Source organism: Cytobacillus sp. FSL K6-0129, assembly GCF_038007625.1.
Lineage (GTDB): Bacteria > Bacillota > Bacilli > Bacillales > Cytobacillaceae > Cytobacillus > Cytobacillus kochii.
In genome coordinates this window covers 4153943-4174717 of sequence record NZ_JBBOXM010000001.1, presented here as the reverse complement: position 1 = coordinate 4174717, position 20775 = coordinate 4153943, and the positions used below count along the sequence as shown (strand labels likewise).

23 protein-coding genes are annotated in these 20775 nt (G+C 35.2%); 7 read left to right on the top strand and 16 right to left on the bottom strand.

Going from position 1 to position 20775, the window contains the following annotated elements:
• Window positions 1-99 precede the first annotated feature (99 nt).
• Window positions 100-966: a sulfite exporter TauE/SafE family protein gene (locus tag MHI57_RS21270; RefSeq protein WP_095370240.1), complete on the top strand. Its 867-nt coding sequence runs from the start codon at window positions 100-102 to the stop codon at window positions 964-966.
• 46 nt (window positions 967-1012) lie between these two features.
• Here the strand turns inward: MHI57_RS21270 and MHI57_RS21265 are convergent, their stop codons facing one another.
• Window positions 1013-1774, bottom strand: coding sequence for a kanamycin nucleotidyltransferase C-terminal domain-containing protein (locus MHI57_RS21265; RefSeq protein ID WP_340978148.1), 762 nt, complete (start codon window positions 1772-1774; stop codon window positions 1013-1015).
• 672 nt (window positions 1775-2446) lie between these two features.
• Here MHI57_RS21265 and erm point away from each other — a divergent pair.
• Window positions 2447-3304: a 23S ribosomal RNA methyltransferase Erm gene (gene erm, locus MHI57_RS21260; protein ID WP_340978147.1), complete on the top strand. Its 858-nt coding sequence runs from the start codon at window positions 2447-2449 to the stop codon at window positions 3302-3304.
• A 479-nt stretch (window positions 3305-3783) separates the two neighbouring features.
• Here erm and MHI57_RS21255 read toward each other — a convergent pair whose 3' ends face one another.
• The 6 genes from MHI57_RS21255 to MHI57_RS21230 form a co-directional block, all read right to left on the bottom strand.
• Entirely contained in the window at window positions 3784-4239 is a 456-nt protein-coding gene (locus tag MHI57_RS21255) for an N-acetyltransferase (protein WP_095370245.1), read from the bottom strand.
• A 136-nt stretch (window positions 4240-4375) separates the two neighbouring features.
• Window positions 4376-4831, bottom strand: coding sequence for a DinB family protein (locus MHI57_RS21250; RefSeq protein WP_095370246.1), 456 nt, complete (start codon window positions 4829-4831; stop codon window positions 4376-4378).
• A gap of 26 nt (window positions 4832-4857) precedes the next feature.
• Window positions 4858-5553, bottom strand: a complete 696-nt coding sequence (locus MHI57_RS21245; protein WP_322909986.1) for a DsbA family oxidoreductase — start codon at window positions 5551-5553, stop codon at window positions 4858-4860.
• Window positions 5554-5568: 15 nt separating this feature from the next.
• Complete coding sequence (locus tag MHI57_RS21240; RefSeq protein ID WP_340978146.1) at window positions 5569-6150, bottom strand: TetR/AcrR family transcriptional regulator; 582 nt, start codon at window positions 6148-6150, stop codon at window positions 5569-5571.
• Between the two features lie 247 nt (window positions 6151-6397).
• Window positions 6398-7324 carry an AEC family transporter gene (locus tag MHI57_RS21235; RefSeq protein ID WP_340978145.1) on the bottom strand — a complete coding sequence of 309 codons (927 nt, stop codon included), beginning with the start codon at window positions 7322-7324 and terminating at the stop codon, window positions 6398-6400.
• Window positions 7325-7411: 87 nt separating this feature from the next.
• The gene (locus MHI57_RS21230; RefSeq protein WP_095370250.1) at window positions 7412-8308 is read right to left on the bottom strand and encodes a LysR family transcriptional regulator; all 897 of its coding nucleotides are present in this window, start codon (window positions 8306-8308) and stop codon (window positions 7412-7414) included.
• Between the two features lie 124 nt (window positions 8309-8432).
• Here MHI57_RS21230 and MHI57_RS21225 point away from each other — a divergent pair, with 124 nt between their 5' ends.
• Entirely contained in the window at window positions 8433-9098 is a 666-nt protein-coding gene (locus MHI57_RS21225) for an O-methyltransferase (protein WP_340978144.1), read from the top strand.
• Between the two features lie 64 nt (window positions 9099-9162).
• Here MHI57_RS21225 and coaA read toward each other — a convergent pair whose 3' ends face one another.
• The 6 genes from coaA to MHI57_RS21195 all read right to left on the bottom strand — a co-directional run bounded on the left by coaA (window position 9163) and on the right by MHI57_RS21195 (window position 13973).
• Complete coding sequence (gene coaA / locus MHI57_RS21220) at window positions 9163-10113, bottom strand: type I pantothenate kinase (protein ID WP_095370252.1); 951 nt, start codon at window positions 10111-10113, stop codon at window positions 9163-9165.
• Between the two features lie 367 nt (window positions 10114-10480).
• On the bottom strand, window positions 10481-11197 hold the full coding sequence (locus tag MHI57_RS21215; protein ID WP_095370253.1) for a hypothetical protein: 717 nt from the start codon (window positions 11195-11197) through the stop codon (window positions 10481-10483).
• Between the two features lies 1 nt (window position 11198).
• Window positions 11199-12074: an ATP-binding cassette domain-containing protein gene (locus tag MHI57_RS21210; RefSeq protein WP_095370254.1), complete on the bottom strand. Its 876-nt coding sequence runs from the start codon at window positions 12072-12074 to the stop codon at window positions 11199-11201.
• Entirely contained in the window at window positions 12067-12435 is a 369-nt protein-coding gene (locus MHI57_RS21205; protein WP_095370255.1) for a GntR family transcriptional regulator, read from the bottom strand. Before MHI57_RS21205 ends, MHI57_RS21210 begins: the two co-directional genes overlap by 8 nt.
• A gap of 176 nt (window positions 12436-12611) precedes the next feature.
• Window positions 12612-13034 carry a CotD family spore coat protein gene (locus MHI57_RS21200; protein WP_233435294.1) on the bottom strand — a complete coding sequence of 141 codons (423 nt, stop codon included), beginning with the start codon at window positions 13032-13034 and terminating at the stop codon, window positions 12612-12614.
• 108 nt (window positions 13035-13142) lie between these two features.
• Window positions 13143-13973 (bottom strand): class I SAM-dependent methyltransferase, encoded by an 831-nt coding sequence (locus MHI57_RS21195; protein WP_095370256.1) that lies wholly within the window; start codon window positions 13971-13973, stop codon window positions 13143-13145.
• An 88-nt stretch (window positions 13974-14061) separates the two neighbouring features.
• Between MHI57_RS21195 and MHI57_RS21190 the strand changes: the two genes are divergently transcribed.
• Window positions 14062-14643 (top strand): LOG family protein, encoded by a 582-nt coding sequence (locus MHI57_RS21190; RefSeq protein WP_340978143.1) that lies wholly within the window; start codon window positions 14062-14064, stop codon window positions 14641-14643.
• Window positions 14644-14741: 98 nt separating this feature from the next.
• Window positions 14742-15176, top strand: a complete 435-nt coding sequence (locus tag MHI57_RS21185) for an organic hydroperoxide resistance protein (RefSeq protein WP_095370258.1) — start codon at window positions 14742-14744, stop codon at window positions 15174-15176.
• A gap of 37 nt (window positions 15177-15213) precedes the next feature.
• On the opposite strand, the gene MHI57_RS21180 is transcribed toward MHI57_RS21185, so the two are convergent.
• The 3 genes from MHI57_RS21180 to MHI57_RS21170 all read right to left on the bottom strand — a co-directional run bounded on the left by MHI57_RS21180 (window position 15214) and on the right by MHI57_RS21170 (window position 19574).
• Window positions 15214-16659 carry an MDR family MFS transporter gene (locus tag MHI57_RS21180; protein ID WP_095370259.1) on the bottom strand — a complete coding sequence of 482 codons (1446 nt, stop codon included), beginning with the start codon at window positions 16657-16659 and terminating at the stop codon, window positions 15214-15216.
• Between the two features lie 367 nt (window positions 16660-17026).
• Window positions 17027-17866 (bottom strand): YitT family protein, encoded by an 840-nt coding sequence (locus MHI57_RS21175; protein ID WP_251162892.1) that lies wholly within the window; start codon window positions 17864-17866, stop codon window positions 17027-17029.
• A 250-nt stretch (window positions 17867-18116) separates the two neighbouring features.
• Window positions 18117-19574 (bottom strand): SulP family inorganic anion transporter, encoded by a 1458-nt coding sequence (locus MHI57_RS21170; RefSeq protein WP_328199623.1) that lies wholly within the window; start codon window positions 19572-19574, stop codon window positions 18117-18119.
• A 121-nt stretch (window positions 19575-19695) separates the two neighbouring features.
• Between MHI57_RS21170 and MHI57_RS21165 the strand changes: the two genes are divergently transcribed.
• Together MHI57_RS21165 and MHI57_RS21160 are read left to right on the top strand one after the other, a co-directional pair.
• Window positions 19696-20304, top strand: a complete 609-nt coding sequence (locus MHI57_RS21165; RefSeq protein WP_340978142.1) for a recombinase family protein — start codon at window positions 19696-19698, stop codon at window positions 20302-20304.
• A 108-nt stretch (window positions 20305-20412) separates the two neighbouring features.
• Window positions 20413-20739, top strand: a complete 327-nt coding sequence (locus tag MHI57_RS21160) for a hydrolase (protein WP_340978141.1) — start codon at window positions 20413-20415, stop codon at window positions 20737-20739.
• Window positions 20740-20775: the final 36 nt, after the last annotated feature.

Below are 20775 nucleotides of genomic sequence, written 5' to 3'. Positions count from 1 at the left end.
GTATTCCATTTGAGAAACACCTCATCTCATACACTTTCCATGCACTCTTGTACAAAAAAATCATATGTTAAATTAGATTACTTTTAAAGGGGAAGGACTATGAGGAAACTAATTATTTTTGCCTTTATTGGTTTTTTTGCACAGTTAATAGATGGCTCCCTTGGCATGGCGTATGGCGTAACTTCATCAACTCTTTTACTTACTTTTGGAATCGCTCCTGCTGTCGCCTCAGCATCTGTCCATTTAGCCGAAGTTGTAACGACTGCTGCCTCAGGTGCATCACACATAAAGTTTGGCAATGTTGACAAACAAGCGGTTTTTCGTTTAATTATCCCGGGATCAATTGGTGCATTTATAGGAGCTTGCTTCTTAAGTCAACTACCTGGTGATGTCGTTAAACCTTATATTGCTGGATTTCTACTTCTTTTAGGTTTATTTGTTTTTTTTCGGTTTCTTTTCCAATACGAAGTAAAAAGACAAAAACAAACTTTACATTTATCGCGAAAGCAAGCAATTCCACTTGGACTTATTGCCGGCTTTGCAGATGCAACAGGTGGTGGTGGATGGGGACCAATTGCCACACCTGTTTTACTATCCAAAAAAGGGATATCTGCTAGAAAAGTAATTGGCACAGTGGATACTAGTGAATTCGCCATTGCACTGTCTGCTAGCGTTGGTTTTTTCATTGCTTTAGGCTGGGAGGAACTGAATTGGACTTGGGTCATTGCTTTAATGATCGGTGGCATTATTGCTGCTCCTATTGCAGCTTGGTTAGTTAAAGTGTTGCCACCATATCTATTAGGAGTACTCGTTGGTGGATTTATTGTCCTTACTAACGCCAGGACGATCTTATTGACCTTCCAAACGCCTGATATATGGATTTATCTAATCTATGTCGTTATTTTCTTACTTTGGATTAGTGGTATTATTTTTGTCATCAGCAAGAATAAAAGAAATAAGAACTAATCTCCATTACAAAAAAGTCATCTTCTCTCGTTTTGGAAGATGACTTTTAAAATGGAAAAGAATGTGAGCGATAGTTAATTCCAAGTTCATTGAACCACTGATTGATTCCAGTCCAAAGATGCTCACAAGCTTCATATACAATTTCACTAATGTCCCAATCTCTTTGAAGAATAAGTTTCACTAACTGTTCATAGCCATGAGGTTTGGTGGCAATTCCTAATGATTCTTCAAGCATCCTTGTTTTTGAACGAAAATAATAACGATTAGCTAAGCCAATTAACTTAGCACTTTGTTCACAAAACTCCACTGCATTTAACAACAATGATGTTTCATCCTGAATGAGCCTTAAGTTTCTTATTTTAGCCATCTTCACGTACAACTCTTCAATCATACACTTTTTCATTACATCTTTTATCTCGTAGCTAGATATTTGCAGGGGGATGCTTTTCATTTTTGAGAAAAACATAATCGGATCATAGATAGGCATCGTATGTATGAAACGTGCAACGTTTAATGACCAATCTGAATTTATTTCTTTCGCAGACGTTATGTATTGCTGTTTTTGCAGCGACTCAATGGTCACCTTAAACGGCGGATAAATAAACTGAAAATCATCGATTCGTTGTCCATCAAAACCAATCACTTGAAAATTTATATCTGAATAAGGACCATCCTCATCAAGGGCAAATGAGCCATAGACACCGATAGCCATGATTTTCTCATCATATACTTTTAATAAACGTTCCTTCACAATATCGATGAATCTGTCTTTTTCGATTCGAGATGTTGGTTGTGGAAGTAAAAACATGATATCACTGCTTTCGTTGACTGAAGATTTCCTTTAGAAAATGATAATAGGATAGGCATTCACAATATAGGATGATATTAACCGGTATACTTCTCCTTCTATTATCGGTTAAATTTGAAAATAAGTCATCATTTTTGCAGAAAACTTACTTTGTCAGTTTGGCTCTTTTTACTCTATGGCTCTATTAAGGTATATATTGATAGAGCCATAGAGTAAAAATACAACTTCCATAAAAACTTTGCACGGTAAAAAATTCAAAATATTTTGATTTATTTCGAAGAACGAGTTATAATAAACAATGTATCATTAAATTATTATAAGGAGGATTATTAAAAATGGGTCATTCATATGTCAGACTTCGTATCTCAACTTTGAACTCATAAATTTAATACGTTCAAAGGCTCTGTTTTGTGTATACAGAGTAAACGGGATTAGTCTGCCCTTTTTAAATAATCTTCATTTCCTACAAAAAATATGTAATGTGAAGAAAGGCTGAGTTATGCTTTTCTTTTTTTACGTATGATTACCTTTCTTTTTTAGAAAAAAAGTAGGTTTATTTGGTTGCGACTATCTAGGATTTCCCCTTATCTTATGAAGATAGGCTTTCTTCCCTCTACTCTGAATCACAGGCAGATCCCTTTGATTTATTAATTTTCGAAGGGAAGAGATAGTATGACGAGGAAGAGTAAGAAGACCCATAAATACTGTGAAAAAAAATTAAAAAGTATGAAGTTCCCCAATTTTTCTGGCCAGCATCTGATGAGTAATAAGAAATTACTTAATGAAATTATTGAACGAGCAAATATAAATAGTAGTGATATAGTTTTAGAATTAGGAGCTGGGAAAGGAGCTTTAACCTCATTATTAGCGAACAGTGCAGGAAAGGTCCTTGCAGTAGAATATGATTTGAAGTATGTCGAAATTCTAAAGAAAAAAACGGCACAGAATATTAACACGCAAATTATCCATAAGGACATTATGAAGGTTTTTTTACCCAATGAGCATTTTGTCGTTGTCTCGAATATACCCTACTCCATTACAACTCCGATCATGAAGATGCTTTTAAATAATCCATCAAGTGGATTTCAAAAAGGGGTCATTGTAATGGAGAAAGGAGCTGCAAAACGCTTTACCTCAAAGTCAGTCAAAGATTCTTATGTGTTAGCTTGGAGAATGTGGTTTGATATACACTATATCAAAGACATCTCAAGAAATAATTTTTCTCCCCCACCCAAAGTAGATTCTGCAATGGTTCTAATAACTAGAAGGAAAGAACCCATTGTCCAGAAAAAATATTATTTAGCTTTCCTTGGACTGGCACAATATGCCCTAAAGCAATCTAATGCCCCTTTAGATATTGCTTTGCGAGGAATATTTACACTTCCACAGTTAAAACATATAAAAAAAAGCTTAGGTATTTCAAATGGAACACCCATTGGTTCTTTAACAAATACGCAATGGGGGATTCTGTTCAATACGATGATTAATTATGTTCAACGACCTTTATGGCCAAAAGTTAAAAAGAAGTAACTGGCTGAGGAAGAAACGAGTTATCTCTCTAATTCAAAGAAATGATTGAAAATTGAAATGTAATTATTGTACACCTATGTCAATAATTAGACCCATAAACCTGATGTTCTTCGTTTTAGTTATTTTGTACTCTAAGGAATGTCTAACTTTTGTAGACATTCCTTAGATCAATCTAATAATATTTTCCCCTTCTAAAACAAACCCGCCCCCTGCTTAAGTACGATGTTTCACAATGTGTTCATGTAATGTTTAAATTAAAGAGTTTCTTATGAGTCGCTTAGTACAATTTTTTAGCAGATTGGTTTTTATTGAGGGATGGCTTTAGCTCAGCAATTAAGATTGCAATCATAATTAATACCGCACCCGTAACGGGTTTCAATAGAGAATTGTGCATTCCGCACATCCTATAATGTGTAAACCCGACTAGCAGACCAAAAAAACTACTACAGTAGCTAGTGACTGCAGCATTCACATTAAATTTAAGCGATAAAACGAATCATGGCAATCTCGTCACAAGCATCATTTTTAGGGCATGACATACAATCTACCCAAACCTTCTCTGGTAGTGAATGGCGAGACACTACAGTAAAATCACATTTAGCAAAGAATTCTTGCTCATAGGTTAATGAGATAAGCCTTTGTATCCCTAATTTCACAGCTTCTTCTGCCACTTTATTGACTAGCAGACGGCCGATTCCATTACCCGCATATTGATCATCTACAACAAGGGAGCGAATTTCAGCTAGATCTTCTCCCAATACATGTAAACCGGCAACGCCGACAATCTTCCCCTCTTCTTTCATTACATATAAACACTGTAAATGTTGATAGAGTGATAGATATGACCTTGGCAGGACAATGCCCTTATCAGCGTATACTTTGATTAATTGATGAATTTGTTTCACATCCGTACTAACTGCATTTAAAATTTCCATTGCCGTGAACCCCTTTTATGTGTAATATAATAAAAATACATCATAACGGATTTTTATTCAATATAATAATATGAAAAAAAGGAAAATTCAAATAAAAAATACAGATAGCTAAAAAGCTATCTGCAACTTTGTATTATTATTTTTCAACTATGCGCTTCATTGCATGAATTTGACCTAGATGATTTGCTTCATGGTAAGCAGACAACATTGCTAGTTGGCCTACAGTTTTTTGCCCTAATATTGCCTCAGGTAATTCTTGATTGAATACATCATTGGGGATTTTATTTATTCGAACGATTTGATCTTGTAGTTGATCAATTAAAAAATTTACAGACGGGACTTCTCCTGTCCAATCACTCGGCTTTGTGCCGTAACCAAATAACTGCAAATAATTCTCAGAAAGATGATCTGTGTTGTTTGGATAATTCATTATGAATTGCTCAGTCACTGTTAGAACATGTCCAATATGCCAATGGATTGTGTTATTGAAGCCTTCAGGTTGAACATCTAATAAATCTTGCGGGATGTTTTTTACTTCTCTTAATAGATTGTTTCTTGTTAATTCTAGTTGATACTTGATTGCTTCACTCATTTGTTAAACACTCCTTAAAATAAAATTTAACAGCTGCCATCTGTGCAAGCATCGCCTTGTTTAATTACATTCAATGGTTGGCTTTGCTTTTCCTCTTCGATTACTTTTGTTAATACTTCAGAAAAAACATTTGAAGGTTGAGCCCCTGAAACGGCATACTTGCGATTAAAGACAAAGAATGGAACACCTTGCACACCCAACTGCACACCCTCTTGCATATCTGCCTCTACTTCTTTTTTATATTGATCAGAAGCTAGAACAGATGTTACCTCTTCTTTATCTAATCCTACAGCTGCTGCGATATCAACTAATGATTCTATTTCCCCTACATGTTTTCCTTCGACAAAATAACTTTTAAGTAATTGCTCTTTCATTTCGCTCATCTTACCTTTTTCTTTTGCTAGGTGGATTAGGCGATGAGCATCTAAGGTATTTGTCATTTTAGCATCGTTTAGATGATAATCTAAGCCTACCTCATTCGCTTGTACCGTTACTTGTTTTTGCATTTGTTCAACTTGCTCAACAGACTGGCCGTATTTCTTTGCCAGCATTTGATTCATCGTTTCTGTAGTATTTTGTGGAGCATTTGGATCCAATTGAAAGCTTTTATACACCACTTCTACCTCATCTTTTTGATTGAAGCCATCAAGTGCATGTTCAAACTTTCTTTTGCCAATATAACAGAAAGGGCAAGCAATATCTGACCAAATTTCTACTTTCATTTTATTCCCTACTTTCTATAAACCTTTTAGTATTTGTTTAGTGACTGATAGTGCATCCATTACACGATCACTATTTGTTTTCGTACTGCTCATTACATTTATACCTTGAATGATCACCATAAGAAACCGCGCCAACAACAAGCTGTCTGTATGCGAAGTTATTGATTGATCTTTCTTTCCTCTATCAATAGCACTAATAAATACTTCTTCTATTTCTTGAAATTGCTCATTAATGAGCTGACAAAACGCTTGATCATGTGGACCCATTTCAATCGCTTCATTGCTTGTCATGCAACCACATGGTAAACCATCCTCTGCATGAACAATTTTTAATAAGAAGGTTTCTATTGCCTCATAACCATTAACGCCATTTTGTATGATGTCCTGAAGTTGTTTGAGCTGTTCCTCATGATACATACGAAAGGCGGCTATAAATAAGTCATATTTATTACCGTACGCTTGATAAATACTACTTTTACTTAAACCGGTGACTTCTTGTAGATCAGAGAGAGATGTTGCATGATATCCTTTTTTCCAAAACAAGATCATGACAGCTTTTAATTTTAATTGCGGATTAAAATTTAATGGACGAGCCAAAATGTCCTCCCTCCTTAATAAATGTAGTATACCAATTAAGTACCGATTAGTCCAAAACTAAAGTTACGCCATATATATAAACAGATCCTTTACTATGCAGGTCTGTATAGAAAAAATTTCCTTATAGCAAAAGGTTAATATTAAATGACCCGCATTGAAAATATAATTACAATTTTAGGAGAAGACGCCATACTTCCAAAAAATTGCGGCATGCTATAACAAATAATTGTTGATTGAGACCATTATATTATACATATAAAAGGTAAGATAAATAGATAACTAAAGATACAGTTAAACTGCTTAATAATGTAGAATAGAGCACAATTTGAGCAGTCAACTGAGGTTCCACGTTATATTCAAGAGCAATTGTAGCTGTATTTCTTGAAGTAGGAAAAGCACTGGCAATAAATAATGATTGTGCTAAAATCCCTTCAATTCCAAGAAGTGTAATAATAAGAAATGAAAGAGCTGGCCCTAATAATAAACGTCCAATTAAGCTCCACGTAATCACACGATGAAACGTTTTTAATTGTATTTGTGATAACTGCGCACCTAACAATAATAAAGCTAAACCAATAAAACCAGCTGCCAATTGATCTAAAGGAATCTCTATAAAAGTGGGAAGAGGGATGTTGAATAATAAGAAGAGATATCCTAATAGAAGGGCATGAATCACAGGCAATTTTACGAGCGACAATAGAAGTGAACCTATCGATCGGCTAGTTGAAAGAAGATTATACATACCATATGTAAAGGTTAAAATATTTTGCACTACAATTATAATAATTTGTACGGAAACACCTAGTGGATTAACAGTAAAAACAAGTTGACTCACAGGCAAACCATAATTATTTGAATTCATCAAGGAAATACTATTTTTTAACGTGGCTGCCTCTCCCTTATTTAAAGATAAACACTTCGCCATGATTTGCCCGATAATCATTAAAGCCACCGTAAAAATAAACAAATAGCTCAACAGTTGGCCTAATAAACTCGCATCAAAAGATGAGCGATAAATATGTAAAAAAATAGCTGCTGGCATAAAACAATTGGTTACTAACGTAGATAGTTGCTTCAATTGAAAAGAAAACTTTCTTTGCAAGAAAGCACCTAATGCCAATAAAAGAAGAATAGGGAAAATAATTTGCAAGAATATCTCAATAAAAAATGTCATATAGAAAAACACCTTTCCATTATAAACCTTCTATTCTTAGCTTAAGCAACACTAGGCCATAAGTAAATTCAATATTTATTATGTTTTTCAATAATTTTTCCTAATGTTCTGTTTGCATTTCTCAATAAATTGTTTGACAAGGATGGATTGTTCCTCGTTTTTACGTGTACAAATGGCAATTCTATGTTGTACAGAAACGCCCTCTACATAAACCCTTGCTAGTTGCCCATTTTTGATATGGTCTTTGACAACGAGTGAGGAAATAAAATTTGCTCCATATCCGGATATGACCGTAGAAATTGTTTCACTTAGTCCATCAAATTGCAGGGCAACCTTCGGCGGATTTAATTGGTTAGCATAACAAAGCGAGACCAAATGCTCACGCATGGAACTGCCTTCTTCTCGCATAATGAACGGCTCTTTGACCATTTCTTCAAGTTTAATCGTTTGATTGGCTAATCGATGATTTGCCCCTACAACAAACCATAGTTCATCTTCTAATAATTCGTACCAATCAACATTCTCCGGGCGTTCACCAATTCCACCATATATAGCAATATCTGCTTTATAATGTTGAAGTTGATCAAAAGCATCTTTCGTATTACTTGTAGAAATGACCAAATTGACCTTTTCATGTTCACGCTTAAAACTGGCTGCTAACTTAGGTAATAATAAGTTTGCAGGTAAATAGGTGGTAGCAATCCTTATCGTTCCTTCCTCACCATTACGGTAATCATCTATAAATGCTTCAATTTGCTTTTCTAAAGAAAACAAATGCTCTGCTTTACCAGCCAAAGCTATACCAAATTCAGTAAGAACGGCTTTTCTACCATTTTGTTGAAATAAAGGCACACCAATTTCATGTTCGAATTTCTTAATTTGGCTAGAAACAGCCGGTTGGCTAATATTTAATTGCTCAGCCGCTTTAGTGAAACTGCCGATTTTTGCCACTTGATAAAATAGTCTTAACCCATGTGTGTTCATACAATCACCCTTTATTATAATTATTATTTATAAAACTATAAAAATAATATATTTTTTTTATTATAAATCATAACATATACTTAAAATAAAGAAACATACATTTTTCATAAAAGGGGAGATAATGATGGAAGATAAAATTGTGTGGTCTGATGTGGATGATTACTTAATCGACAAATTAATTACAATTGATAGTGAGCTCGAAGATATACTACGAGCAAATGAGGAAGCAGACTTACCTGCCATTGATGTATCACCAACTCAAGGAAAGCTTCTTTACTTAATCACAAAGTTACGTTCCCCTAAAAACATTCTAGAAATTGGCACCCTTGGAGGCTATAGTAGTCTTTGGTTTGCAAAAGCACTCAATAAAGGGGCTAAAATTTATACATTAGAAGCTAATTCAAAATATGCCAATGTTGCTCGTAAAAACATTGAAAAGACTCCATTTTCAGATCAAGTTGAAATCATTGAGGGTAAAGCTTTAGAAACATTACCTATTCTTGATGAAAGAGAAGTGCAATTTGATTTAATATTTATCGATGCTGATAAAGAGAATAATCCAGCATACTTAAATTGGGCCTTAAAATTAGCTAATAAGGGAGCAGTAATTATTGCCGACAATATCGTTAGAAATGGAGAAATCATTGAAGAACATAGTACGGACCCTCGCATACAAGGTGTACGCTCCTTCTTCGACCTTCTTGAAAATCATCCCCAAGTAGAATCTACAGCGATACAAACAGTTGGTCAAAAAGGTTACGACGGATTTGTATTAGCCATTGTTAAATAGAAAAAAACTGAGTGATGATTATCACTCAGTTTTTTTATTAGTACAGGTATTGTCGGGATTCCTTTTATAGCTTTCTAACTTTTACTTCTGTCACACTATGGCCTTCGCCTTTTTCAATAATTAAATCAGCACGGTTCTTCGTGGGTAATATATTCTTCTTTAAATTTGTATGATTCGTTTCCTTCCAAATTCGGTCAGCAATTGCTAAAGCTTCCCCTTCACTCATTTTGGCAAACTTATTAAAATAAGATTTCGGATTTTTAAAAGCCGTACTCCTAAGTAGTTGGAATCTTTCTTTGTACCATTTCTCAACATTCGCTTCCTCAGCGTCGATATAAATAGAGAAGTCAAAGAAGTCTGAGATAAAGGGCTTATCTTTACCTCTCACATTTTTAGGTGGCTGTAAGACATTAATTCCTTCAACAATGACAATATCAGGCTCCGTAAGCGTTTGCATCTCATCACGAACAATATTATACGTTAAATGTGAATAGACAGGTGCCTGCACAACTGATTGACCCGATTTTAATTCAGAAAGAAACTTGAAGAGCTTACTAATATCATAACTTTCTGGGAAGCCTTTCTTCTTCATAAGTCCCTTTGATTCTAATATTTCATTTGGGTAGAGAAATCCATCCGTTGTTACTAGGTCTACCTTAGGCTGTTCAGGCCACTCCGAAATCAAATATTGAATCATTCTAGCCGTTGTACTTTTACCAACTGCCACACTTCCTGCAATACCAATAATATAAGGAACCTTCTTTGTTTCCATCTGTAAGAAATGATTGCTATCTTTATGCATGTTTTTTGCATTTAAATAGTACAAATTCAAAAGTTGGGAAATAGGCTGATATACTTCTGTTACTTCTGACAATGATAATCGGTCATTTACCCCTTGTAATGACTGCAAATCCAAATCCTCTAAAGGAATGGTTGATCTCCTACTGAGTGCTGACCATTCACTTCGATTAAAAGTTAAATAGGGTGAGTAATCCTTTGTTAATTGTTTATTCAACTTTTTGTCCTCACTAACCTTAACATTTTCAATTCTTGAGTTTATTTTAACATATCATACAGTTTTTTCAGCTTTTTTATTTTTCCAAATGGAAAAAATCGATTTTTCAAGCGTTTATCTATTATCCCGTACTACAACGTCACTATGCTTCTTACTTTACTCCGAATATAAGATTTTAATCATATCGTCATTACTTTCCCCATTCTTTCACTCCACATTCCAATTACCATATCTAACCTTAATTTTCATCTTTTTCTTACATGTCTTATATGGTTTCACCCCTCATTCTCATTGTTGTTAGGTGTTCACTATATATCATCGAAAAAAAAAGCACTGCGACATGCAGTACCTTTTTTCAATATAATTGTTAATTATTCTTTAATCTTATCCCTACTAAATGGCCACCTCTTTCCAGTGGGCCGTTTCGCATAATCAAGTAGGATAAAGCCATACCGCATAAACCAGCGAATCCTAATATGTGAATGAATGTAAGTAAATGATTAATAAATAAGTCAATTATTTTACCCATTCCTTCATTTGTAAACCAAACAACCAATATGCCACCGAAAATCGTTATCCCAATTAATAGCCTAATTGTACCTAAATAAAACCATAGACTATTGACTAATAATAAGACACCAAATAAAAACACACACAGCACAACATCAGCCCACCAATAAAGAACTGGATTATCACTTTGAAATAATAAGCCAACATGTTGCAATTGAACTGGATTAACATTGTTCTCTGATAAATATAAATTTAACTGATACATCACATTAAGAAAAGCCGTATTAATACAGATAAATAAAACTGTATTAATTATTGTACTTAAAAGATACTGCCGCCTTGTTCCTCCTAGTGAAAGAACATACTTATATGTTTTATTATAGAGTAAAAACGGATAAATGAGAAAAAATCCATATATAGGTCCAAAAATCGCACCAGTGAAATTCTCACCAATTAAATAGCCACTAATAGAAAATAGAATAAGTATGCTCACAGTAATAGAGAGAATAATAATTGTCTGTTTCTTCAAATCTTCGAACATTAATTTAAACGGTCCATTAAATGTAGAGAACATGTTAATCTCTCCCTTCCTGCGTCATTGTTTTTTGCACCAGATAGTCTTGCAACGAAACATTTTCTAGACGAACCTTATTTGCATTCGCGATTGTGTGCCATTCATCTGTTATTACATCATCAATCATTACTTGCATTTGGTTACGTAACTTTTTCTGTTGAAGTATTTGGTGGTGACTCTGCACTAGCTTTTGCACTTCTTCTACAGGCCCAGTTAACATGAGCCCCCTTCGCTTTAACTCTTCCGTATCGGTATAACTAGCTAATGTTTTGTTATGAATAACAGCTATTTTCTCACATAGTGGTTCAATTTCCTCTATATGATGAGAGGAAAGTATAAACAAACGTGGATGGTCTTCATATGTCTCTAACAATACATCATAGAATTGTTTTCTTCTAAATGCGTCTAACCCATTTGTCGGTTCATCCATAATTGTTACTGGCGCCTTACTAGCCAAGCCAATGACGATTTTTATCATTGTTTGCATCCCTTTAGAAAATTTCCTTATCAGCTTCTTCTTAGGTAATTCAAATAATTCCACCAGCTCTTCAGCATATTGCTGATCCCAATTTGGATTGAAATACGCTCCAAACATTAATGCATCTTTCACATTCCAAAACTCAGAAAACGGATGATTTTCCTGCATATAAGCAATATACTTCATCCCTTCTGAATGATTGTAGGGCGAGATTCCATGAATATCAATGACGCCATTTTTGGGTTTCTCCAAACCTGCCAACAGCTTCATTAATGTCGTTTTACCTGCGCCATTCCGACCCCAAAGTCCCATAATAATGGGCTCTTCTTCTACTAAGTTTACATTCTTTAAAGCAAGTGTGGATCCGTAGTTAAAATCGATCCCTTGAATCTTAATCATTATTCCCCCCCCTTATAAGTCGAAGAATTTCTTCTTCTTTTAAATGGATGCGCTTCGCTTCATCTAACATAGGTAGCACATATTGTTTATAGAAATCTGCTTGCCTTTCTTTTAATAACAACGCCTTCGCTCCTTTCGCTACAAACATACCAACACCTCGCTGTTTAAATACCAGCTCTTTATCTACAAGAAGCCCTAAACCTTTTTGTGCTGTTGCTCGATTGATTTGATAAAACTGAGAAAGCTCTGTCGTCGAAGGTACTTGATCTCCCTCTTTTAAGTGACCATCAACAATATCATCTGCTATCGTTTCCGCCAATTGTTGAAATATTGGCTTAGAATCATCAAAGACTGATTTCACTTTTAACCCCTTCCTACCTAGTTGATAGGTTGATTACTCGTGTAACCAACTATACATCATTTTATGTACCTTGTAAAGTCAACGTGAATACTATTTGTAATAACCTTTTGATCACTATCAAGAAAATATAAGAAAAATAAAAAAGAACTGCCATTAATGACAGTTCTCAAAAAAATTTACCAAGGTCTTTTAGGACCCCAACCGCCTGTTTGACAAGGGTTGTAAGGCTGACCACACATGATATGTTGTTCTTTACACTCATTTACAACGGATTCAGTGTGTGGGAAATAATGTTTGTGCGTAATACAGTGTTTATTAACATTTGTAGTATGACTAGGGTGTACATGATTGATATTTGTGTTTGAATAATTCGGCTTTACATATTGCTGAGTTGGAGAAACTTGAGTTGGACCTTGTTGTGCTGGTGAATGAGATGGGGATAAGAATTGCGGTTGACCACCCCATGGACCAGTTTGAGCACCTGCTACTTGGTGAGGCAATTGTGCACCTGTTTGCGCACCTGCCACTTGATGAGGCAATTGTGCACCCGATTGCGCACCTGCCACCTGATTTGGGTTATTCCATTGTTTATAGCTCACGCTAAGACCTCCATTCTGTTTTATTCCTTAATAAGGTATGTTGGAAGGTGATAAGTTGTCTAATACAAACACCTATATTAAGTACAGAAATTTCATTCGGTCCAATGGCTATTTAGCTGTAAACGCATAAACAGATAATGGCGTGATTTCATTCGTCACGCGAAAATCTTCTAACATGGACATTTGTGACAAGATAAGCGACCTTAGCTTTTCAGGTATTTCTCCTAATTGCTCTAACTCAGTATGCAAGTCCCTTACTAATTTAGTCACTTCCCATTTTGCATCTTGCAGCTCTGGTGAGAAAATAATATGTTCTTTCTCTATATCCCAGCCTGCCTCTCTCACCACTTTTTGTATATCAAATGGGGTAAACAATGTACGAATATTAGCATCACTTTCTTTTTTGAAAGACTCATATTGGGCTTGAATAAGAACGGATAATAAATGTGGATACTGTTCAACCACACTTATTCTCGTATCCCACTCAGCGAAACATAAGTTCTTTCCCCATTTTTTCACTTTTTTCATTAATGCGGCAAACTCCTCAATTGAGTTCATATACCATGCACAATGTGAAAAAACGATATGATCAAAAGATTTTTCCAAGAACTCAATTTGGTCAGATAATAAATCCATATGGAAATCGATATGAATTTGTTTGCCAATTTTTGAATTTAACAAATAAGATATGGATTCACCTAGTGTAATAGGGGTTCCATAAGTAGGAGAAGCAATATCAATACCGTGAACAAACCCTTCCTCACCGACTAAATAAGCTAGTACTGCTGTGGTGTCACCTTGGCCACTACCTATTTCTAAAACACGATCGCCTTCTTTAATGCCCCAAAATTCTGCCAATTTCAACCGATGTACTGTTTGTACCTTTTGTATTTCAAAATTTGTCGCCATACAATCTGTAATGATGTCGACACCATTCATAGGTCCACCTGCCGCTTCAAATTTTATAAGAATATTTGCTATACTTTAGATAAGTATACTTCATTAAATAAAAAGGGGGTAGAAAAATTTGCAAGCACTCGCAGTCTTTTGTGGTTCAAGCCAAGGGGCACATCCCTCTTATATGAAAGGGGCACAGGTTTTAGGAGAGCAATTAGCTAAAAGAAGCATCACACTCATATATGGCGGTTCAAGTATTGGTTTAATGGGGGCAGTAGCAGATAGTACATTAGCCAACGGCGGAAAAGTAATTGGTGTCATTCCTAAATTCCTTCAAGATAAAGAAATTGCCCATTCGAACTTAAGTGATCTAGTCATCGTTGATTCTATGCATGAAAGAAAACATAAAATGGAAGAACTTGCCGATGGATTTATTATGCTTCCAGGTGGCTGCGGAACATTAGAAGAGTTTTTTGAAGTATTTACTTGGGGACAGTTAGGATTACATCAAAAACCTATTGGTATCCTCAATATTGATCACTATTTTGACCTCTTAATTTCACTGATTGCTCATATGAATGAACAACAATTTTTACAGGACAAATTTTTAAAAATGGCACTAGTTAGCGAGAGTCCTGCTGATTTAATTCAGCAATTTTATACTTATACGCCTCCTGAGGTCAAAACATTTATTAGAAAGAGCCAAACTTAAACCCTCATTTTTTTGAATAGATTTTAAAAAAAATGTGTAACTCATCAAAAAAAGGTTATATATATAGTACAATCTATTTCAAAAAGGAGACGATCCAAATGGCTAAGAAATTATTTACAGCAACAGTTACAGTAAGTGGTGGTCGAGAAGGTACAGCGGTATCGGAGGATGGTAACTTTAATGTCGCAATAGCAATGCCAGGAACACCTAGAGCGAAAGAAATGCCCGAAGCGACAAATCCAGAACAATTATTCGCTGCAGGATATGCTGCTTGCTTTGAAAGTGCCCTGCAAGGTGTATCTAAAATGGATCGGACACCGATAGATACGGAAGTAATTGGCAATGTCAGTCTCTTTAAGGATGAAAAAGAAGGCTATAGCTTACAAGTGAAATTAAATATTAAAGCAAAAGGAACCGATCAAGCGACATTAGAAAAACTGGTTCATAAAGCGCATGAAACTTGTCCGTATTCTAAAGCTGTACGCAATAACATCGAAGTCATCTTAGAACCGCATGCAGTAGAACAATTATAGTAAATCAAAGTTAAAAAAACTCGCCAAATGGCGAGTTTTATTTTGTTTCATCCTCAACATATACTCTTTTTACAAAGAAAGATAAAACCAGTCCGATGATTGAAGCAATTAGCCCAAGATAAAACGCTGTTTGAACACCAGTTGTTAGTGCTTCAGCTGCGATAGCTGTATTTGCCATACCTTCTTTAGGTATATAGCTGGATTGGCCTGCTGCCATTAAACTAATAGCAACGGCAGTACCAATAGCACCAGCAATTTGCGATAGTGTATTCATAATAGCTGATCCATCTGGATAATGCCTTCTTGACAGCTGATTTAATCCATTCGTTTGAGCTGGCATCATAATCATCGCCACGCCGATTAACATCACCGTATGAAGGAAAATAATCAAAGCTGAACTCGTTTCCGTCGTTACTCTAGTAAATAAAAAGGTCATAATCGTTGTTAAAACGAAACCAGGTATAATTAAATACCTTGGACCAAACCGGTCAAAAAGTCGCCCTGTAACTGGAGACATTAAACCGTTAATTAAACCACCTGGTAGTAATACAAGACCTGCTGCTAGTGCAGTTAGTAATAATCCACCTTTTAAGTAGAGTGGTAATAGGATAGCAGACGATAAAATCATCATCATACATAAGAAAACCATAATGGTTCCTAAAGAAAACATTGGATGAGCGAAAACACGTAAATCGAGCATTGGCTCTGGGCTACGTAACTGGCGGATAGAGAATAACAATAAACTAATTACACCAATTACAATTGGTAAGAGTACCAAAGGACTAACCCACGAACCATTTCCCTCTCCTGCACTACTAAACCCGTATACAACGCCACCAAAACCAATCGTCGATAATAACAATGAAACAAAATCAATTCGGGGCTTCGTAATGGTAGAAACATTTTGCATAAAAGCCATTCCAACAACTAAAGTAATGATTAATATAGGTAATGATAACCAAAATATAGAATGCCATCCCCATTGATCAATTAATAACCCTGAAATGGTCGGACCGATAGCAGGTGCACACATAATGACTAAGCCCATAAGTCCCATCACACTTCCACGCTTATTCGCAGGGAAAATAAGTAGGATCACATTCGTCATTAATGGTAATAGCAATGCTGTCCCTATCGCTTGGATCACACGACATATTAATAGCATAGGAAAACTGATTGATAACGCGCCAATCAATGTACCAATAATCGAGAATATAAGGGAAGCAGCGAATAATTGCCTCGTACTGAACCATTGAATAAGTAATCCCGAAACTGGTACTAAAACACCAAGTACTAATAAAAACCCTGTTGTCAGCCACTGAACCGCATGAGGTTCAATCTGATAGTCCACCATAATATTCGTAAAAGCCATGTTAAGTGCCGTTTCACTAAATAATCCAATAAAAGCAGCAATCATTAACACAATTGCAATCGGCAAAGGCTTGATCTCGACTTGTTGTAAATCATTTATCTTCTCTGTCATTTTCTTTCTCCTTCTATAATATCTCGAATAAAACACCATCCCTCCTATTCTACATGATTCACGCCGAATTTGCCTATCAGTTAGCTCATCTTTTCAATTTGCAAATATATGCCACTTTCGTCTCTATAGAAAAGTCAATTTCCTTTTAGTGTTCTAAATTACGGTTATATAAGACGGTTGCGCTAAGCTCTTCTGCTTTTTCAACAAGTTTGACTTCTTTTAAGCCACTTGAGGTAACTACGCTTCTCCTGAGAGCGGTAGTCTCTCCTTTTTTGAGAATCATATTCTAAATGGTTACACTCTAATACTCCAACATATTATAGACTTTCAACTTTCCAAAAGAAAAAGCCAGCTCATCGCCGACTTCTCATCCTTTTGACATATCTCCAAACCCCTCACCAAACACATCGCGTACATCATGTATGGCAACAAAGGCTGTGTGATCCGTTGCTAAAACAATTTTTTTCAATTTCATAATTTCTTGTTTACTAATGACAATATATAGTACTTCCTTTGCTTGCTTTGTATAATATCCTCTTCCGTTCATTACTGTTACTCCACGGTCGAGTTTTTGATTGATTTGTTGGGCAATCGTGTCTGACTCTTTTGATATAATTGTGACAGCCTTTTTAGGATTTAATCCTTCAATAATAAGCTCCATCACTTTTGTACCGACATATAACATAATAAGTGTAATCATTACTTTCTCTGCACCAATAATGAAATAAGAACTTAAGACAACAAGAATATCAAAAAATAATAAGCTATAACTAATACTCCATCCTAAAAACTTATTTGTCATCTTCGCAAGAATGGTTGTTCCAGCTGTAGTACCACCAACACGAATAATTAATCCGATACCAACTCCAGAGAATATTCCTCCAAAAATGGCATTAACTAATATCTCATTCGAATCAATGTTCCACCCTTCAGTTAAATGTAAGGAAAGAGAAAGCGAAATAACAGCAATAATCGTATATATAACGGTTTGTTTCGTTAAAAATTTATAACCTGCAATCAATAAAATGGCATTTAATATGAAACTCACTAATCCTGGAGACCATTCAAAAAGATAATAGAATATAATTGTCAATCCAGTAACTCCGCCTTCACTAAGTTCACTCGGGATGACAAACAGATTAATAGCTAATGCAAAAAGAAACGCACCAAAGACAATGACAATACTATCCCATATATATTTTTTCATGGCTTCTATCCTCCATCATTCAATTCGCTCTCCATTTGAGGCACCACTGCATTTTATCATGGGGTGATTAGTGACGACAATAGATTTTAGAAATAATGAATGAAAATCATTCATTAAAAAATAATTATGAATTATCTTTTAACTCAAAGATAAGGGAAAAAAACTTATCATTACTTTCTACAATTAAAAAGTTGCGAGTGCCGAGCATCTCGCAACCTTTTTACACATCTTAAATGATGATATCATTTACCTAACTCTTTTGTATCTCATGTTGACTGACAGCTAATCGCTTAACTATTTGTTCACTATCATCGTTTAAACCTCGAACTCTAACGGAATTTCCGTTTTCTTTGAGCTTCAAGATCGCTTTATCCAACGCACCAACACCTGAATCATCCCAAATATGAGCTTGAGTGAAATCCAATACAATCGTCTCTTTTTTTACGTCAAAATCTATTTTTTCTAAAAAAGCATCAACAGAGACAAAGAATATTTGGCCTTGAACCTGATAATTTGTTAAACAATTTGTGTGGTCGATTGTCTTTGTTATTTTTACCTTTGATATTTTCGCTGCGAAGCATATAGCACTTAATATGACACCTGCAATAACACCTTTAGATAAGTCATGTGTGTACACAACGATCCCGACTGTAACTAACATCACTAACGAATCAGATAATGGTGCCTTTCTCAAATAAGCAAAAGAAGACCAATCAAAGGTACCTATAGAGACCATAACCATAATACCTACTAACACAGGCATTGGAATTTGGACAACGACCCCTCCTAACACAAGGATTAAAAACATTAATACAAGTCCAGCTATAAGCGTTGATAGACGTCCTCGACCACCCGACTTCACATTGATAACGGATTGTCCAATCATTGCACAACCTGCCATTCCCCCAAAGAAACCCGTTACAAAGTTAGCAATCCCTTGCCCTCTTGCTTCTTTATTCTTATCTCCAACAGTATCAGTCATATCGTCAACAATTTGAGTAGTTAATAATGACTCAAGCAACCCAACAATTGCCAAAGCAACAGAAAAGGGGAGTATAATCATCAATGTTTCTAAATTAAATGGGACATTCGGTATGAAGAAGCTTGGTAATGTTTGTGAAATCGCTCCTAAATCCCCGACCGTTTTCATATCAGCTTGAAAAAAGATAGCGGCTGCTGAAAGGAAAACGATCGCAATGAGTGGAGCCGGTATGACCTTGATAAATCTTGGTACAATATAAATAATTAAAAGAGTAATAGCTAAAAAGATGAAAGTCATATAAGACTCTCCTAAAATATGGGGCACCTGAGCCATAAAAATGAGAATGGCAAGTGCATTAACAAACCCCATCATGACTGCTCTCGGGATAAATTTCATTACCTTAGCTATTTTAAATACACCGAATAAAAACTGAATGACTCCTGTTAAAATAGTTGCAGCAAGTAAATAATCCAAACCGTATTCTTTTACTAAAGGAACCATTAAGAGTGCCATTGCTCCAGTTGCTGCAGATATCATTCCGGGTCTCCCACCTGTAACAGAGATAATAATAGCAATACAAACAGATGCATATAACCCTACCATTGGATCAACACCAGCTATAATAGAAAAGGCGATTGCCTCTGGGATAAGTGCGAGTGCAACTACAATGCCTGATAAAATATCTCCTCTAATATTTGAAAACCACTGTTCTTTCCATGTGATCAATCCTAAACACCTCATTCACGTCTTTTTTTAGGCAATGAGAAGATTTTAACACAAAAAGTTTCATAAAGGAACGTTTTTGGGATTAATTATGTCATATCAAGAAATTTTCAGGTGATGTGATATGATATCTTTAATTACGTATGCAACTATTAGTTCTTATTTCATTTTAAGAAGAAAAGGAGCAATGATTATGTTCGCAGGATATTTACGACCTCTACATGATTTAGATATAGATGAGCAATATACTTACTTAAAAGATTGCGATATATACTTTCAAGAAGCACATACCTCACCAAAAAGAAGAAATAAATTAAAGGATTTATTAAACCATTTGCAAAAAGGTGATACAGTGATTGTCGCTAGACTGAACGTATTAGCTGACTCCACTAATCATCTCGCAGAATTATTAAATGAGTTAGATGAGCGAAAAATCTATTTCCAAGCAATACATGAAGAAATCGATACAGGTGATGAAACGGGTAAGCATTTCTTACCAATGTTAAATAAGCTTATTTCCTTTCAAAGTGACGTAATCAGTGAAAATACCAGAAGGGGATTAACAAAAGCAAAAGAAAATGGAAAATCGAGTGGTAGACCAAAAAAGCCTGATGAGAATGTTAAAAAAGCGATCGAAATGTATCAAACAAAAAATTTCACTTTATTAGAAATTAAAGAACAAACAGGGATCAGTAAATCTACATTATACCGATATTTAGAACAATTAAGTTAAAAACAACTGATTCAATGGCATACTAATAAAAATAGTTATTTAATAGTTTGTTTATCTACAAGTCCAACAGGGAATAACATGACTATCCGAGAAAAAGGAGAGGTTTAAATGGACAGTAATAGAGAAGCTTACTATATCAACCTTGAAAACGGTACAATACTTGACACAATGGATGGTCATGATTGGCAGTTTAGAGTATATGCAACAGGTGCTGAAATTGCTGAGCTAAACCGCTTTTTAGATGAGAACTATAATGCAGAGTTAAAAACCTTTGCTAGAGCTCAAGTTCCTTTTCTTGAGTATCATAAAAAATCGCCTAACCCTGAATATGATCAAATTTTGATGCGTCTTTATGAGATGATCTATCAATTAGGTGATCAAGAGGCAAAAAATCATATAAAAGAGATGAATATTATCGATACTGATAAGATATAAAAAGAAGCCACCTTCAATAGGGTGGCTTCTTTGCTT

Coding starts and splice junctions, on each gene's coding strand:
- MHI57_RS21270 (WP_095370240.1), top strand. CDS start 100: ATGAGGAAACTAATTATTTTTGCCTTTATTGGTTTTTTTGCACAGTTA.
- MHI57_RS21265 (WP_340978148.1), bottom strand. CDS start 1,774: ATGTTTTTACTTCCACAACCAACATCTCGAATCGAAAAAGACAGATTC.
- erm (WP_340978147.1), top strand. CDS start 2,447: ATGACGAGGAAGAGTAAGAAGACCCATAAATACTGTGAAAAAAAATTA.
- MHI57_RS21255 (WP_095370245.1), bottom strand. CDS start 4,239: ATGGAAATTTTAAATGCAGTTAGTACGGATGTGAAACAAATTCATCAA.
- MHI57_RS21250 (WP_095370246.1), bottom strand. CDS start 4,831: ATGAGTGAAGCAATCAAGTATCAACTAGAATTAACAAGAAACAATCTA.
- MHI57_RS21245 (WP_322909986.1), bottom strand. CDS start 5,553: ATGAAAGTAGAAATTTGGTCAGATATTGCTTGCCCTTTCTGTTATATT.
- MHI57_RS21235 (WP_340978145.1), bottom strand. CDS start 7,324: ATGACATTTTTTATTGAGATATTCTTGCAAATTATTTTCCCTATTCTT.
- MHI57_RS21230 (WP_095370250.1), bottom strand. CDS start 8,308: ATGAACACACATGGGTTAAGACTATTTTATCAAGTGGCAAAAATCGGC.
- MHI57_RS21225 (WP_340978144.1), top strand. CDS start 8,433: ATGGAAGATAAAATTGTGTGGTCTGATGTGGATGATTACTTAATCGAC.
- MHI57_RS21215 (WP_095370253.1), bottom strand. CDS start 11,197: ATGTTCTCTACATTTAATGGACCGTTTAAATTAATGTTCGAAGATTTG.
- MHI57_RS21210 (WP_095370254.1), bottom strand. CDS start 12,074: ATGATTAAGATTCAAGGGATCGATTTTAACTACGGATCCACACTTGCT.
- MHI57_RS21195 (WP_095370256.1), bottom strand. CDS start 13,973: ATGAATGGTGTCGACATCATTACAGATTGTATGGCGACAAATTTTGAA.
- MHI57_RS21185 (WP_095370258.1), top strand. CDS start 14,742: ATGGCTAAGAAATTATTTACAGCAACAGTTACAGTAAGTGGTGGTCGA.
- MHI57_RS21180 (WP_095370259.1), bottom strand. CDS start 16,659: ATGACAGAGAAGATAAATGATTTACAACAAGTCGAGATCAAGCCTTTG.
- MHI57_RS21175 (WP_251162892.1), bottom strand. CDS start 17,866: ATGAAAAAATATATATGGGATAGTATTGTCATTGTCTTTGGTGCGTTT.
- MHI57_RS21165 (WP_340978142.1), top strand. CDS start 19,696: ATGATATCTTTAATTACGTATGCAACTATTAGTTCTTATTTCATTTTA.
- MHI57_RS21160 (WP_340978141.1), top strand. CDS start 20,413: ATGGACAGTAATAGAGAAGCTTACTATATCAACCTTGAAAACGGTACA.